Below are 15,216 nucleotides of genomic sequence, written 5' to 3'. Positions count from 1 at the left end.
TTGACAGGTTGGCGAGTTGAGAAGTGGTATGAAGGGCGCGATCTCGAAATCCAGCAGGAATGCCGCGAGCACGGCCTCCTTGGCCTTGCGCCAGCGGCTTTGCCGTACGCCGTAGCTCATGAGTATATACACAACCCTTGGGTCCAGACAATGGATTGGGACGATTGCCGGGCGCAAGCAGCTGTGGCCGCAAACCCGGCTTCTCCGATGGCCAGATGAATGCCTGTGGCTAGTCCAGTGCCGAGATAGACAACTTGCGCAGCCTGCTGCGCTGTTTGTGCTGGTGGGCATCCATACGCTCCAGCACGCCGTTGAGGAAGCGCACCGCCTCGACGATGAAGGGTCCCTTGTTGAGCATCACCGCCTCGGCCCGGCCGCTCATCACCGCGTCGGAGACCTCCGCACGTGTCGGAGCGCCGGTCTTGGCCAGACCCTCCAGTACCTGGGTCGCCCAGATCACCGGCACGTGCGCGGCCTCGCACAGCCAGAGGATCTCCTCCTGCACCTCGGCCAGCCGCTCGAAGCCCACTTCCACGGCCAGGTCGCCGCGTGCCACCATCACCCCCAGCGGCGGCGAGTGCATCGCGGTCAGCAGCAGCCGGGGCAGATTCTCGAAGGCCTCGCGGTTCTCGACCTTGAGCACCACGCCGATAGCCTGGCCGCCCAATCGCTGCAGATGCTCCTCCAGCAGCAGAATATCCTCTGGCGTGCGCACGAACGACAAGCCGACCATGTCCACGTGCTTCACCAGGAATTCCAGATCGTGCAGGTCCTTCTCGGTCAGGGCCGAGATCGAGAGTTCGGTGTCGGGCAGATTGATTCCCTTCTCCGGCCGCAGCTTGGCCGTGGTCACGCCGGTGTAGGCAATTTGCAGGACGATTTCCTCTCCGTCGTTGGCGAGCACCCGACTGCCGATCTTGCCATCGTCGAAGTGGATGATCTCGCCAGGTCTTGCTGCCGCGAAGGCGGCGTCCAGCGAGCAGTGAATGCGTGCCGCTTCGATCACCCGGCCGTCTGCGTCGCGCACGGCAGCCCGCCCGGGAACGTCATTGCGCGTCAGGATGAGGATGTCGCCGACCGCGAGTTCGATCGGCGAAACGACCTCCGGCAGGGGGCCGAAGCATCCTTCGGCGAGGAATTTCCCAGCGCGCACCAGGCGGGCCGGGGTTCCCTCTTCGACATAGGCGGTCTTGCCTGACGATGCCAATCGGGAGGCATTGCGAAGCTCGGTCACGATCAGCTCACGATGTTTTCCTCGGCAATCCTCGAACTCGATCACGTCGCCCGGAATCGCCTGTTCGAGCACCCCGCGCTCGATCGGCAGGACCAAGGCCACGCCGGGAGGAGCGGGCTCCACTGCATCTCTGGGCGTCAGCCAGATCTGGGCTGGCTCGATCACTGATCCGCGCAGGTCGCGGCGCGGCCGACACTTGAGCACACGCTCGATCGGCCCGATCATGCCGGTACGCAACTTTGGACCAGCCAGGTCCGCATAGATTTTGGCAGAGCGTCCGAGCTCTCTTTCCGCGCTGCGCAGGTTGTTGACCATGCCCAGCCAGGCCGTTTCGTCGTCGTGCGCGCAGTTGATGCGCAGCACGTCCATGCCGGCAGCCAAAAGGTTGCGCACCAGCAGGTAGTCCGATGCCGCTTCGCTGGGCATGGTCACCATGATGCGCACCGAGCGCTTGCCGGCCGGGGAACCCAGCAGAAGCTGGCTGTGGTGATCGAGAACGATCGTTCCGTCATCGATGCTCAACTGCGACAGCGGCGGATAGCCGGGTTGCCAGGGCCGGCCAGCCAGGGCATGCAGCGCCACCAGAAGCGCATCCAGCGAGCTCAGTATTTGCGCTTCCCGGCCGCCCAGTGAGGTCAGCCCCAGCGCCGTCAGCTCTTCCTGCAAGGGCCGCAGATCGCTCTGGCGCAGCGCCAGATAGTGCAGCAGGTTGCGAGCGCTGGCCTGATAACCTGGTTCGATGCTGTGGATCTCGTCGCGGTGGCTCTGCTCGAGCGCGATGGCACGCGCGCGCAGATCCCTGATCTTGGGGATCAGGCGTTCCGCCCGCGGGTGCCCGCGGCTGGCGATGAGCTGCGTGCTGATGAGTTGGCCTGTGTCCACCCGGCTGTATTCATTCATGGTGGGCATGCTTGTTTCGTCCTGCCTTGATGATTCATGGCGCGTTCCCCGTTCCTCTGATCGGCTGAGCTTAACCAGCCTCTGTGAAGGTATTGTGACGGTCGTGCAGAATCTTTCCTCGTTCCGTAAGGGACGACACGATGGCGAGGAAGATGGAACAAGCATGCTGACTTCTGGTATACCCTCGGTGGAGATGTCTTCCAGATGTTCATCGATACGGTTCGCATACTGGGTTTCGGGAGAGTTTTCTGAGGTGATGATGGCAAGGGACGAAAGGGAGACAGCGGCAGGCGGTATTGCCGGCGACGCCGCCGCACATGAGCTGTCGGCGCTGGTGATTCCCCTGCTCAAGGGGGTGATCTACCAGGAGAGCGATGCCGGTCTGTGGAATTCATTGTTGGCACTGCAGGTGCGGGTGCGCGACTATGTCGCGGTGCTCAAGCTTGAACTGGTCCTCGACGAAGCCGAAGGCTACGCTTTTCTGCGCTCGCGCCCCGATCCCGAGGACGCTTCGACGCCGCGGCTGCCGCGTCTGGTTGCACGACGTCCGCTGTCGTTTCCGGTCAGTCTGCTGCTGGCCTTGCTGCGCAAGAAACTGGCCGAGTTCGACGCGAGCGGCGGCGATACCCGGCTGGTGCTGTCGCGCGAGGAGGTCGCCGAACTGATGCGGGTGTTCCTGCCCGAGGGCAGCAACGAGGCAAGGCTGATCGACCAGATCGACGTTCATCTCGGCAAGGTGGTCGAACTCGGTTTCCTGCGCCGCCTGAAGGTCGAGACCGGGCAGCCGACGATGGTCGAGGTGCGGCGAATTCTCAAGGCCTTCGTCGATGCGCAGTGGCTCGCCGAGTTCGACCAGCGGCTGGCGAGCTACCGCGCGCAGCTCGCCGGGCAGTCAGGAGAAGATCATGAATGAGCCGCAAAGCCTCGGGCTGGACTTCGTCGCCGATGACACCCTCTCGGGCTTCCGGCTGCAGCGCCTTGAAGTGTTCAACTGGGGCACTTTCGACGGCCACATCTGGACGCTCGAACCGAACGGCAGGAACGCCCTGTTGACCGGCGACATCGGTTCAGGCAAGTCGACACTGGTCGACGCCGTGACGACACTACTGGTACCGGCGCAGCGCATCGCCTACAACAAGGCTGCCGGCGCCGACAGTCGCGAGCGCACGCTGCGTTCCTACGTGCTCGGCCATTACAAATCCGAGCGCAACGAGATCAGCGGTACGGCTCGGCCGGTAGCCTTGCGCGACCATAACCACTACTCGGTGATCCTCGGCGTCTTTCACAACGCCGGTTACGACCAGACGGTGACGCTGGCGCAGGTGTTCTGGATCAAGGACGCGCAAGGGCAACCGGCGCGTTTCTTCGTCGCCGCTGAACGCGATTTGTCGATTGCCAATGACTTTGCCCATTTTGGCTCGGACATCGCAGCGCTGCGCAAGCGGCTGCGGCGACCGGGCAGCGAGGTGTTCGACAGTTTTCCGCCGTACGGCGCCTGGTTCCGGCGTCGTTTCGGCATCGACAACGAACAGGCGCTGGATCTGTTTCATCAGACGGTGTCGATGAAGTCGGTCGGTAATCTGACCGACTTCGTTCGCAGCCACATGCTCGAACCTTTCGATGTCGAGCCCCGGATCGCGGCGCTGATCGGCCATTTCGACGACTTGAATCGCGCGCATGAGGCCGTCCTCAAGGCCAAACGACAGGTGGCGCTGCTCACGCCGCTGGTCGCCAACGGCGAGCAGCATGGCACGCTGAGCGTACAGGTCGAGGATCTGCGTGCCTGCCGCGAAGCGCTCAAAGCCTACTTCGCCAGCCTCAAGCTCGGGCTGCTCGACAAGCGCATCACCGGCCTCGCCGAAGACTGGCGTCGCCAGGATGCGCAGGTCAAGCGTACCGAGGCGCAACGCGACCTGCAGCGAGCACAGGAGGCCGAACTCAAACAGAACATCGCCGAGAACGGCGGCGATCGTCTCGAACGGCTGGCCGCCGAGATTCGCCGCATCGATCAGGACTGCCAGGCGCGCCAGCGCAAGGCGCAACGCTTCACCGAACTGCTGCGAACGATCGGCGAAGCTCCCTGCCGTGATGAAAGCAGCTTTCTCGAGCAACGGCAGCGCTGGTCATCGTTGGCTGAAGAGGCTCGGGAACGCGAGACGGGCCTGCAGAACGAACTCACCGAGCACGGCGTCAGCCTGCGTCAGGGCAAGCTCGAACACGACCAGCTTTGCACCGAGATCAGCAGCCTCAAAGCCCGGCGCAGCAACATTCCGGCCGAACAGGTCCTGATGCGCAGCGCCCTGTGCAAGGCCCTCGCGTTGTCCGAAGAGGCGATGCCCTTTGCCGGCGAACTGCTGCAGGTGCGCGACGACGAACGCGACTGGGAAGGTGCCGCCGAGCGACTGCTGCGCAACTTCGGCCTGTCGCTGCTGGTGCCCGATGACGATTACCCAGAAATCGCGGCCTGGGTCGACAAGACCCAGCTCCGGGGGCGCCTGGTCTATTTCCGGATACGCCGGAGTTCGCGCAAGGAACTGCCCGACCTGCACCGCGATTCGCTGGCGCGCAAGCTGTCGATCAAGCCCGATTCGCCGTATTACGACTGGCTCGAGCGCGAGCTGGCGCAGCGCTTCGATGTCGCCTGCTGTGCCACCCAGGAACAATTCCGGCGTGAACTGCGGGCGATCACGCGCGCCGGCCAGATCAAGGCTCCCGGCGAGCGGCACGAAAAGGACGATCGCCACCGCCTCGACGACCGCAGTCGCTATGTGCTGGGCTGGACCAACGCCGCCAAGATCGCTGCGCTCGAAGCCAAGGCGAGGACGCTCGAAGCACGGCTCGCCGAGCTTGGCAGCCGCATCGGCAGGATCCAGCTCGAACAGGACGGGCTCAAAGCGCGTCTGACGGCCTTGTCCAGGCTCGACGAGTACGCCGACTACAATGAGCTCGACTGGCCGTCGCTGGCGACCGAGGTCGCCAGGCTGCAGGAAGAGAAGCGCTGCCTCGAATCCGCTTCGGACCTGCTCAAAGAGCTCAGCGGGCGCTTGCACGCAGTGGTCGCCGCGCTGAAGGCACTCGAAACCCGCCTGGAGGAACATCGGGACAAGCGCTCGCGAATCGAGCAGCGGCAAAGCGACGCCGCTGCGTTGCGCGAGCAGACGCAGGCGCTACTGCTTGAGCCGGGCATGGCGGCGCAGGCGTCGTACTTCGATCGCCTCGATGGCATGCGCCACGAAGCGCTCGGCGAGCATCCGCTCAGCGTCGAGTCCTGCGAGCATCGCGAACACGAGACGCGTGCCTGGCTGCAGGGGCGGATCGAGGCCGAATCCCGTAAGCTCAATTTGCTGCGCGACCGAATCATCCAGGCTATGGTCGCCTACAAGGAGCAGTTCAAGCTCGACACCGCCGAGGTCGATGCCAGCATCGAAGCGTTTTTCGAATACCGCAAGATGCTCGACAAGCTGCAGGCTGACGACCTGCCGCGCTTCGAGGCGCGTTTCAAGGAATTGCTCAACGAGAACACCATCCGTGAAGTGGCCAACTTCAACGCGCAACTGGCGATGTGGCGCGAGACGATCAAGGAGCGCATCGCACGCATCAATACCTCGCTGACCCAGATCGACTACAATCCCGGCCGCTACATCGCGATCGAAGCGCAGCCGACGCCCGACGCCGACATCCGCGATTTCCAGAGCGAGTTGCGCGCCTGTACCGAAGGGGCCTTGACCGGTTCGGACGATGCACAATACTCGGAAGCCAAATTCCTGCAGGTCAGGCAGATCATCGAGCGGCTGCGCGGGCGCGAGGGTCTGTCCGAACAGGATCGCCGCTGGGCGGCCAAGGTCACCGACGTGCGCTACTGGTTTGTCTTTGCCGCCAGCGAACGCTGGCGCGAAGACCATAGCGAGCACGAGCATTATTCCGACTCGGGAGGCAAGTCGGGCGGTCAGAAGGAAAAACTCGCCTACACGATTCTGGCGGCGAGCCTCGCCTATCAGTTCGGCCTTGAATGGGGCGCCGTGCGTTCGCGATCATTCCGCTTCGTGGTCATCGACGAAGCCTTCGGGCGTGGATCGGACGAGTCGGCGCAATACGGCTTGCGGCTGTTCGCCCAGCTCAACCTGCAACTCCTGATCGTCACGCCGCTGCAGAAAATTCACATCATCGAACCCTTCGTCTCCAGCGTCGGCTTCGTGCATAACGAGGAAGGGCGCACCTCGAAGCTGCGCAAGCTGTCGATCGAGGAATACCGTGCCGAGAAGGCGAGGGCGGCCGGATGAACTCCCGAGTCATCCTTTTTCTTCCCGACCCCGCTTCAGATCTTGAGTGTCGACGGTGACGGTGCTCCTTCCAGGATCTCCTGTGCTGGCAGTGTAGAATTCTCCATGGAACTCGCATTCCCTATTCGCCTGTAGTACCGGCACATTCTCCTGGAACACTGCAAATGCCCCAAGCAGCCGTCAACACCGTTCATGAACATCGCCTGACGCTGGCGGAAGTCCTTAAGAGCTTGCTTGAAGATGACCTGGTCAGCTCGTCCGACGCCGATGCCCTGCTCAAGGAGAGTCGCCTCAAGCGTCTGGTGGCCCATCCGCTGGTGATCATTGCCGATCAGAAATGGAAGTCGCAGAAAGAGCCGCATCGGCCATTGACTCTCGAAGATCTCGGCGAGTGGCTGGCGCGCAGGGTTGGCCTCGAGTACCAGCACATCGACCCCCTGAAGGTCGATTTCACTGCGGTGACCGAAGTGATGTCGAGTGCCTACGCAACCCGCTTCGGGATGCTGCCGATTCAGGTAACGACGCGTGAAATCGTGGTGGCGACGACCGAGCCTTTTCTGCGGGACTGGGAGAAGGAGATCAAGGCGATTAGCAAGAAGGAAATCCGCCGGGTGATCGCCAACCCGGTCGACGTCGCGCGTTATCTGGTCGAGTTCTACAATCTTGCGCGCTCGGTCAAGAAGGCTGCCCAACTCGGTGGCCCGACCGGCAACCTGTCGTCGTTCGAACAATTGGTAGAACTCGGTCGTACCAATCGCCAGTTCGATGCCAATGACCAGCATATCGTCAACATTGTCGACTGGCTCTGGCAGTATGCTTTCGACCAGCGCGCCAGCGACATCCATATCGAGCCCAGACGCGAAATCGGCATCGTGCGTTTCCGGATCGACGGCGTCCTGCATCAGGTCTACCAGATTCCGATGAGCGTCATGGCGGCGATGGTCAACCGCGTCAAGATTCTCGGTCGCATGGACGTGGTCGAAAAGCGGCGTCCACAGGATGGCCGCATCAAGACTCGCACCGCTGAGGGTCAGGAAGCCGAACTGCGTCTGTCGACGCTGCCCACCGCCTTCGGCGAGAAGCTGGTGATGCGGATTTTCGACCCGGAAGTCCTGGTCCGCAGTTTCGCTGATCTCGGCTTCACCGACGATGATCAGGCGCGCTGGAAGGACATGTCGGAACGGCCGAACGGGATCATCCTGGTGACCGGCCCGACCGGTTCCGGCAAGACCACGACGCTCTATTCGACGCTGAAGCAGCTCGCCACCCCGGCGGTCAATGTGTGCACCATCGAGGATCCGATCGAGATGGTCGAACCGGCGTTCAACCAGATGCAGGTGCAGAACGTGATCGACCTCGGTTTCGCGCAAGGTGTGCGCGCGCTCATGCGGCAGGACCCGGACATCATCATGGTTGGTGAAATCCGTGACCTGGAAACTGCCGAGGTGGCGATCCAGGCCGCCCTCACCGGCCATCTCGTGCTGTCGACCCTGCATACCAACGACGCCCCGGCGGCGATCACGCGCATGCTCGATCTCGGCGTTCCCTCGTATCTGCTCGGCGCGACGGTACTCGGCGTCATGGCGCAGCGCCTGGTACGCATCCTCTGCCCGCATTGCAAGCAGGTGCACCAGGCCAGCGCGGTCGAGGAGAAAATGTGGGATCAACTCGTCGCGCCCTGGAAATCGAATCGTCCGGTGCGTTTCTACCGGCCGGTCGGCTGTCTCGAATGCCGGATGACCGGTTACCTCGGGCGTGTCGGGCTGTACGAGATCCTCCTCCTGTCGCAGGATATCAAGCTGGCGATCAGTGAAAACAAGGACATCGCCAAGATTCGCGAGCTGGCCTACCGGGAAGGAATGAAACCCCTGCGCATCTCGGGAGCGATGAAAGTTGCTGCCGGGGTGACCACCCTTGCCGAAGTATTCAAGGTCGCCCCGCCGGTCGAACATGCTTGATTCTCTGCGGAACACCGTACATCAACGAATCAAGCGACTCTGGCAGGAAGTCGAAGAGCGCCAAGATGGATTGCCCTGGATCATGCGTGAGTAGTGTGCAGTGCGCTCGACGAACTCCGCTATAATCTGCCGCGAACCATTTCTTCCCTTCGCCACGGGCACGCCCGAGGGAGTTTCTCCCATGCGCAATGAATCGCTGACGCCCGAAGTCGTTCCCGATTCGCGGATCGGCTTTACCCCGCCGACTTCGCCGGCAACCTCGCGGCATGCCGACAGGACGCTGGTCGACAAGTATGGCCGACACGTTACCTACCTTCGCCTGTCGATCACCGACCGCTGCGACTTTCGTTGCAGCTACTGCATGGCCGAGGAGATGACCTTCCTGCCGCGGGCGCAGGTGCTGACGCTCGAGGAATGCCTGCGTATTGCCAGTGCCTTCGTCGATCTCGGTGTGACCAAGGTACGGGTCACCGGTGGCGAGCCGCTGGTTCGACACAACGCCATCTGGTTGCTCGAACAGATCGCCCGCCTGCCGGGTTTGCAGGAGCTGGTGATCACCACCAATGGTTCGCAGCTCGATCGTTTTGCCCCGGCCTTGCGTGCCGCCGGTGTCAAACGCATCAACATCAGCCTCGACACGCTGCGTGCCGACCGTTTCCGGGAGATCACCCGCGTCGGCGATCTCGCCAAGGTGCTGCGCGGTCTCGACGCGGCGCAGGCGGCCGGTTTCCAGCGTCTCAAGATCAACACGGTGATGATGCGTGGCAGCAATGACGACGAGTTGATCGATCTTGTCGAGTTTGTCGTCGGACGCGGGATCGACATTGCCTTCATCGAGGAAATGCCGCTCGGCGACATCGGTCACGCGCGCCAGACCTTCGGCAGTGAAGAAGCACTGGCCCGCCTGCGGACGCGCTTCGTGCTTCTGCCGTCTACCGAAACCACCGGCGGACCGGCGCGCTATTGGCGGATTCCCGGCACCTCGACGCGCGTCGGTTTCATCTCGCCGCACAGTCACAACTTCTGCGCCAGCTGCAATCGCGTGCGCGTCACTGCTCGCGGCGAGCTGTACCCATGCCTCGGTAACAACGATGCCCTGGCGCTGCTGCCGCTGCTGCGTTCGCATCCGACGGATGATTCCCCGCTGCGCGCGACGATTGTCGGCAGCATGGGCATCAAGGCCAAGGGCCACGACTTCGGCAGCCAGATGGATGCACCGCAGGTGCTACGCTTCATGTCGATGACCGGCGGCTGATCGCCGGCAGTCTCCGATCGGGGCGGTGCCGCGTGAACCCGCCCGGCGATCCGACAACCCTCCACTCCTCCCGCGAAAGCTGCCATGTGTCTCACTGCCCGTTTCAGTTGTCTCAGCGATTACGATCCCGATGCGCTTTCGGTCGAGCAGGCGCGCGCCTTCATTCGCAGCCAGTTGACGCCGCTGCGAACACACCAGCGGCTGGCGCTGCGCAGCGCGCTGGGGCGTGTGCTGGCCAGTGACGTGATCGCGCCGGTCAATGTGCCGGCGCACGACAATTCTGCGATGGACGGTTACGCGCTGCGTCATGCCGACCTGTCGAGCAGTGGCGAGACCCGCCTGCGCGTCGCCGGGACAGCGCTGGCCGGTCAGACTTTTGCCGGCAGCATGGCCGCGGGCGAGTGCGTGCGCATCATGACCGGTGCGCCGCTGCCGGTCGGTAGCGATGTGGTGGTGATGCAGGAAGTCGTCGAGCCCGCTGGCGACAGCGTCGTGATCCCGCCTGGGCAGCGCCGTGGCCAGAATATCCGCCGCGCCGGCGAAGACCTCGCCGCCGGCCAATCGGCGCTCGCTGCCGGACGACTGATCCGCCCGGCGGAACTCGGTCTGATCGCCTCGCTGGGTTGTGCCGAGATCAGCGTCTACCGCCGTCTGCGTGTCGCCTTTTTCTCGACCGGCGACGAACTGTGCTCGATCGGTACGCCACTGGGCTGTGGCGAAGTCTATGACAGCAACCGCTACACGCTTTTCGGCATGCTCCGCCGCATGGGTTGCGAAATCCTCGATCTCGGGGTCGTTCGCGACGAGCCGGCGCTGCTCGAGGCGACCTTCCGGCAAGCGGCCGCTGCTGCTGACGTGGTGATCAGCAGCGGCGGTGTCTCGGTTGGCGAAGCCGACTTCGTCAAGCCGCTGATGGCGCAACTCGGCGAAGTCCTGTTCTGGAAAATCGCCATGAAACCGGGTCGCCCGATGGCTTTCGGCCGCATCACTGCTGCCGGGACGAGCGGCGAGGAGGGTGCTGCAGCCTGGCTGTTCGGTCTGCCGGGGAATCCGGTGGCGGTGATGGTTACTTTCTACGCCTTCGTCCGCGACGCGCTCTACCTGCTGATGGGCGCCGACCCGTTGCCCGTCGTGCCGCTGCTGCCGGCGCTATGCAGCGTCGCCCTGAAGAAGTCTCCTGGCCGTACCGAGTACCAGCGCGGCATCCTCAGCCAGGAGCAGGGTCAATGGTACGTCCGGCCGACAGGTGCGCAGGGTTCGGGAATCCTGCGCTCGATGTCCGATGCCAATTGCTTCATCGTCCTCGAACAGGATCGCGGCAGCGTCGCCGCTGGGGATTCGGTCAGCGTGCAGGTCTTTGACGGTCTGGTCTGAGGTCCGGGTCGGCTGCAGTCGAGGCTCACCGAAAGATCTGGCCAGCGGCACAAGCGGCAGACTGCTCGAGCGGCCCCAGGAAAACGCGGGCGCCATTGCCTGAGAGGACGAAGGAGAAGCGATGACAGAAGTGATGCAGCGAATCTGGGCCTATTTCTGGCTGCCCGAGACCAAGTACGTCATCGCTACCGTCGTGATATTCGCGCTGCTGTCGCTGCGTCTGCTGCCCAGGGAACGCCGGCGGGTCGGCGGGACGGTGGTGGTGTTCGGGCTCTGCCTGGTCGGGCAACTCTTCGGTGCCTTGCTCGAGGCGCTCGACTATTCGCGCGTCGCGGTGATGCTGCACGAGATCTTCGTCATCGGATCGGGGATGGCGCTGTTTCGCCTGCTGGCGATCTTCGTCTTCCGGATTGTCCTGCCGCGCTTTGGCATGGTCGTCGTGCGTATCGCCGAGGACATCATTGTCCTCATAATCTATGCCGCTTTCATTGTTGGGCGACTGCACATTGTCGGATTCGACCCGTCGAGTCTGCTGACCACTTCGGCGGTGATCACCGCGGTCCTGGCCTTCTCGATGCAGGATACCCTCGGCAACATTCTTTCCGGTGTCGCGCTGCAAGTCGATAATTCGCTGCGTACCGGCGACTGGATCCGGATCGACGACATCACCGGCCGGGTCGCCCAGATACGCTGGCGGCAGACGACGATCCGGACACGCAACGGCGACGTGGTGGTAGTTCCCAACAGCCAGTTGATGCGTGGCAAGTTCACCGTATTCGGCCGCACCGACATTCCCCTTTGGCCCTGGCGACGCTGGGTGTGGTTCCACGTCACCTATGCATCACCGCCGACCCTGGTGATCCAGAAAATCGAGGCGACGATCGGCTCCGCCGAAATCCCCAACGTCGCCCGGGAACCTCGACCAAGCTGTGTGCTGATGGAGTTTGGCCCGGGCTACGGGCGCTACGCGCTGCGCTACTGGATGCTCGACCCGCAGCCCGATGATCCCACCGACTCCGCGGTGCGGATTCATATCTTCGCCGCCTTGCAACGCGCGGGCATGCAGTTGGCGGTGCCCGAACAGTCGCTGCATATCACCAAGGAGAACGATGCTTACCGGGAGTCGCTCCACCGGCGCGAAATCGAGCGACGCATGCTCGATCTGCGCAAGCTGGAACTGTTTGCCGGGCTGCAGGAAGAGGAACTGCGGACCATCAGCGAGCGCATGGTGCATGCGCCGTTCGCCTGCGGCGACGTGATCTTTCATCAGGGTGACGCGCCACACTGGCTGTACCTGCTGGCGGTTGGCGAAGCCGAAGTGTGGATGGATTTTCCCGACCATTCACGGCGTCTGTTCCGCACCATTCATGCCGGCGGCACTTTCGGCGAGAAAGGTGTGCTGACCGGTGAGGCTCGCCGCGCCTCGATCATCGCCAAGACCGACGTGGTCTGCTACCGGCTGGACCAGGCCACGGTCGAAGAAGTCATCCGCTCGCGCCCGGAAATCGCCGAGGCGATTGCCGAAATTCTCGCACGCCGTGAGGCCGAGATGGACGCCTTCATCCGCCAGTTCAGCAACTCTCCCGCCGATAATGCAGCGTCGCAGCCGAAAGCCGGCATTCTTGCCATGATCAAGGATTTTCTTGGGCTGTAGGCATTGGGTGAATGGGAAAGTCGCGTCAGCGACTCACTACTCGTCGCGGACCTTCGTTGCCTGTCGCTGGGCGCGGCCTGGAATGATGGCCGGATCGCGGAGAATCCATTGCAGGTCCACCCGGTCGAAGCGGCCGATGTAGTGTGGTGGAAGCACTCCGTGCTGCTGGTCGACCAGGGTATGGTCATAATTCGGTAGCCAGCGCCGCACCATCACTGCGCGGCCGAATTCATGGATGGGCGTAAAGGCACCAATGCTCAGCATGGCGACGATCAGCCATGGTTTTGTGCCTTGGGCAGGCGGGGTGTTCGCCGGTTGAAAGATGGTCAGTGTCAGGATCAAGAGCATCACCAGCGAGGGCGCTGAAGCTCGTAGCATCAGATCATTGTTCGGGCCGAAAACCAATAGTGGCAGTAGCCCTAGAGTGGCTACCGAGATCCACAGGATGCCGCAGGAGTGCCGCAGCCGCAGCGACATGGCGAGCGACAGTGCGCCGAATTCCAGCAGGGCAAACACCAGGTAGCTCAATACAAATCCCTTTGCCGTTCCCGCTTGCTGGAGACTGCTGGTGGCCGGTATCTCGTCGATGTTCAAGGTCAGGAGACGGCCCATCAATGCCATGACGAGGATCGTGGTGATCAGCGGTGTCAGGGGGATTTTTTGGTTTTGGGAGACGCCATACTGCAGTACGCTGAGCAGGAAAAAAGGGGCCAGGCCAAGCAGCGCAAAAGGGGTCCACAGTGCCAGCAGCGAGCAGAGAAGCAAAGCAAACGGCGGGAATGCAGGGTGTCGCCAGTGCCGATAGAAGAGGGTGGTTCCCAGCCAGATCGGCAGGGCATGATTCGGTGCCCAGAAGAGTTGTCCTGAAAGGGATGGGTAACTGAATCTCGTCCACCATTCCAGCCGGACGGGAAACTCTGGCCATTCTCCCCAGTAGGCGAGCGCACCGAGCAAGTCCATGCCGCTGAACATCACGGCCACAAGCAACAGGAGCAGCAGCCGCAAACCAGGTCGCTGCGGCAGCGGCAGGCTGAGCAGAAAAAGGGCTGCGCCCAGGGCGGTCCACAAATACAGCGCGAGGTCCACCACCTGGATCCCCAACATTTTCGCAAACAGCGCTGCCGGCAGGAAGTACCCGATCGCAGAGCGGAGGATGTAGTGGACACCGTCCCTGATCGCATAGGAGATTGGCCAGTCGCCATAAACCAGGTCCCCGAGAACTACGTCGCGCGCCTGCCAGTCGATGGAAGCGGCGACAAAATGCCCCGCGCCGCCAAATGCACACCAGACCAGAGCGGCAGTAACGATGGTCAGACATACCGATTTGCGGTACGGCAATTGCCAGACGACCTGTTGCCAGTCAATCGCGGTTCTGAACGAGTACGCCAGCAGCAATGAAAAAATGAGGGCAAATGGCCAGCGTAGCCAGCCGATAAAAAAAATGAAGTTGGGCAAGGCAAGGTAGGCCAGAGCCGCGATCGTCAATGAATCAGGCGGACGAACCGAGTTGACCCTGTCGTGTGATAGCAGGCTGGCGAGGAGCGCTCTGGTCACTGAGGCGCGCGTGCCTGCCGATCGTGCTTCAGTGAGCGGGTGGGGAGGCATCGAAATTGACACGTTCCTTTTCAACCACCAAAGGCCGCTTCAACACCTGCGTGTGGATCGCGGCGATGTATTCGCCGAGAATGCCGATGAAGAAAAGCTGCACCGAGGCGAAGAAGAAGAAGCCGATCAGTACGGGCGCAATACCGACTGAAAACTGCTCCCAACTCAGCAGCTTGTAGACCAGGTAGGCGATGGCCACCAGCAGGCTGAGCGCCGAAAGTGCGAATCCGGCCATGGTCGCCAGACGGATCGGCACCTTCGAGTGGCTGGTGATGCCGAGGATGGCCATGTCATAGAGCGTATAGAAATTGTTCTTGCTGATGCCGCGGCTGCGCCGGGGCTGTACGAAAGGGATTTCCGCATGTTCGAAACCGATGTCGGCAATCAAGCCACGAAAGTAGGGATACGGATCGTCCATCTGGCGGATGACTTCGACCACTGCCCGGTCATACAGACCAAAGCCCGTGAAATTCGGGATCAGCCGGGTGTCCGAGATGCGTCCGATGGTGGCATAGAAGAAGCGTCGGATGAAGGACATGGCCGTGGTGTGCTGGCTGCTGGGTTTTACCCCGGCAACGACGCGGTAGCCTTGTTCCCACTGGGCAATGAATTCGGGAATCAGTTCCGGCGGCTCTTGCAGATCCGAGGCCATGGCGATCACCGCATCGCCACTTGCCTGCAGCAGGGCATGGATCGGTGATCGAATGTGGCCGAAATTGCGGGTGTTGACGATCAGTTTGACGCGCCTGTCCAGCGCCGCCATCGCCTTGATCTTGCGGACGGTGCCGTCGGTCGATGCGTTATCGATGAAGATGTGCTCGTAGTCGTAAGCAGGGAGCCGTTCGAGTTGTGCGCGGATGCGCGTATACAGTTCTTCAACGTTGTCCTCTTCGTTGAAACAGCCGGTCACGATGCTGATCAGTTTCATTGGGTCCGGTCGTGTCGAAACATCGCGT

At 62.3% G+C, this 15,216-nt stretch carries 9 protein-coding genes; 6 read left to right on the top strand and 3 right to left on the bottom strand.

What is annotated here, in order from left to right:
* Nucleotides 1-229 precede the first annotated feature (229 nt).
* A complete protein-coding gene (locus V5B59_RS12710) occupies nucleotides 230-2,143 on the bottom strand; it encodes a pyruvate kinase (RefSeq protein ID WP_332351941.1) in 1,914 nt (637 codons plus the stop codon).
* Nucleotides 2,144-2,393: 250 nt separating this feature from the next.
* On the opposite strand from V5B59_RS12710, the gene V5B59_RS12705 reads away from it, so the two are divergent.
* From V5B59_RS12705 to V5B59_RS12680, 6 genes are all read left to right on the top strand, one after another.
* The gene (locus V5B59_RS12705; RefSeq protein WP_211203293.1) at nucleotides 2,394-3,047 is read left to right on the top strand and encodes a DUF4194 domain-containing protein; all 654 of its coding nucleotides are present in this window, start codon (nucleotides 2,394-2,396) and stop codon (nucleotides 3,045-3,047) included.
* On the top strand, nucleotides 3,040-6,414 hold the full coding sequence (locus V5B59_RS12700) for an ATP-binding protein (RefSeq protein ID WP_169069297.1): 3,375 nt from the start codon (nucleotides 3,040-3,042) through the stop codon (nucleotides 6,412-6,414). Before V5B59_RS12705 ends, V5B59_RS12700 begins: the two co-directional genes overlap by 8 nt.
* Before the next feature lie 164 nt (nucleotides 6,415-6,578).
* The gene (locus tag V5B59_RS12695; RefSeq protein WP_169069296.1) at nucleotides 6,579-8,372 is read left to right on the top strand and encodes a GspE/PulE family protein; all 1,794 of its coding nucleotides are present in this window, start codon (nucleotides 6,579-6,581) and stop codon (nucleotides 8,370-8,372) included.
* A 181-nt stretch (nucleotides 8,373-8,553) separates the two neighbouring features.
* Nucleotides 8,554-9,627, top strand: a complete 1,074-nt coding sequence (gene moaA, locus V5B59_RS12690; RefSeq protein WP_169069295.1) for a GTP 3',8-cyclase MoaA — start codon at nucleotides 8,554-8,556, stop codon at nucleotides 9,625-9,627.
* Between the two features lie 84 nt (nucleotides 9,628-9,711).
* Complete coding sequence (moeA, locus tag V5B59_RS12685) at nucleotides 9,712-11,001, top strand: molybdopterin molybdotransferase MoeA (RefSeq protein ID WP_169069294.1); 1,290 nt, start codon at nucleotides 9,712-9,714, stop codon at nucleotides 10,999-11,001.
* A 121-nt stretch (nucleotides 11,002-11,122) separates the two neighbouring features.
* Nucleotides 11,123-12,655, top strand: a complete 1,533-nt coding sequence (locus tag V5B59_RS12680; protein WP_169069293.1) for a mechanosensitive ion channel family protein — start codon at nucleotides 11,123-11,125, stop codon at nucleotides 12,653-12,655.
* Between the two features lie 36 nt (nucleotides 12,656-12,691).
* Here the strand turns inward: V5B59_RS12680 and V5B59_RS12675 are convergent, their stop codons facing one another.
* Both V5B59_RS12675 and V5B59_RS12670 read right to left on the bottom strand, forming a co-directional pair.
* Nucleotides 12,692-14,209, bottom strand: a complete 1,518-nt coding sequence (locus V5B59_RS12675) for a hypothetical protein (RefSeq protein WP_288130316.1) — start codon at nucleotides 14,207-14,209, stop codon at nucleotides 12,692-12,694.
* Between the two features lie 28 nt (nucleotides 14,210-14,237).
* Complete coding sequence (locus V5B59_RS12670) at nucleotides 14,238-15,188, bottom strand: glycosyltransferase family 2 protein (protein WP_169069291.1); 951 nt, start codon at nucleotides 15,186-15,188, stop codon at nucleotides 14,238-14,240.
* Between the last annotated feature and the right edge of the window lie 28 nt (nucleotides 15,189-15,216).

This window comes from Candidatus Accumulibacter contiguus (genome assembly GCF_036625285.1).
GTDB lineage: Bacteria > Pseudomonadota > Gammaproteobacteria > Burkholderiales > Rhodocyclaceae > Accumulibacter > Accumulibacter contiguus.
Note: the sequence above shows the minus strand (reverse complement) of the source record. Positions and strands in the feature narration are given on the sequence as shown.

Bases quoted from the DNA above. Each gene is read 5' to 3' on its own strand.
- V5B59_RS12670 (WP_169069291.1), bottom strand. From the start codon at position 15,188: ATGAAACTGATCAGCATCGTGACCGGCTGTTTCAACGAAGAGGACAAC.
- moaA (WP_169069295.1), top strand. From the start codon at position 8,554: ATGCGCAATGAATCGCTGACGCCCGAAGTCGTTCCCGATTCGCGGATC.
- V5B59_RS12710 (WP_332351941.1), bottom strand. From the start codon at position 2,143: ATGCCCACCATGAATGAATACAGCCGGGTGGACACAGGCCAACTCATC.
- V5B59_RS12695 (WP_169069296.1), top strand. From the start codon at position 6,579: ATGCCCCAAGCAGCCGTCAACACCGTTCATGAACATCGCCTGACGCTG.
- V5B59_RS12680 (WP_169069293.1), top strand. From the start codon at position 11,123: ATGACAGAAGTGATGCAGCGAATCTGGGCCTATTTCTGGCTGCCCGAG.
- V5B59_RS12705 (WP_211203293.1), top strand. From the start codon at position 2,394: ATGGCAAGGGACGAAAGGGAGACAGCGGCAGGCGGTATTGCCGGCGAC.
- moeA (WP_169069294.1), top strand. From the start codon at position 9,712: ATGTGTCTCACTGCCCGTTTCAGTTGTCTCAGCGATTACGATCCCGAT.
- V5B59_RS12700 (WP_169069297.1), top strand. From the start codon at position 3,040: ATGAATGAGCCGCAAAGCCTCGGGCTGGACTTCGTCGCCGATGACACC.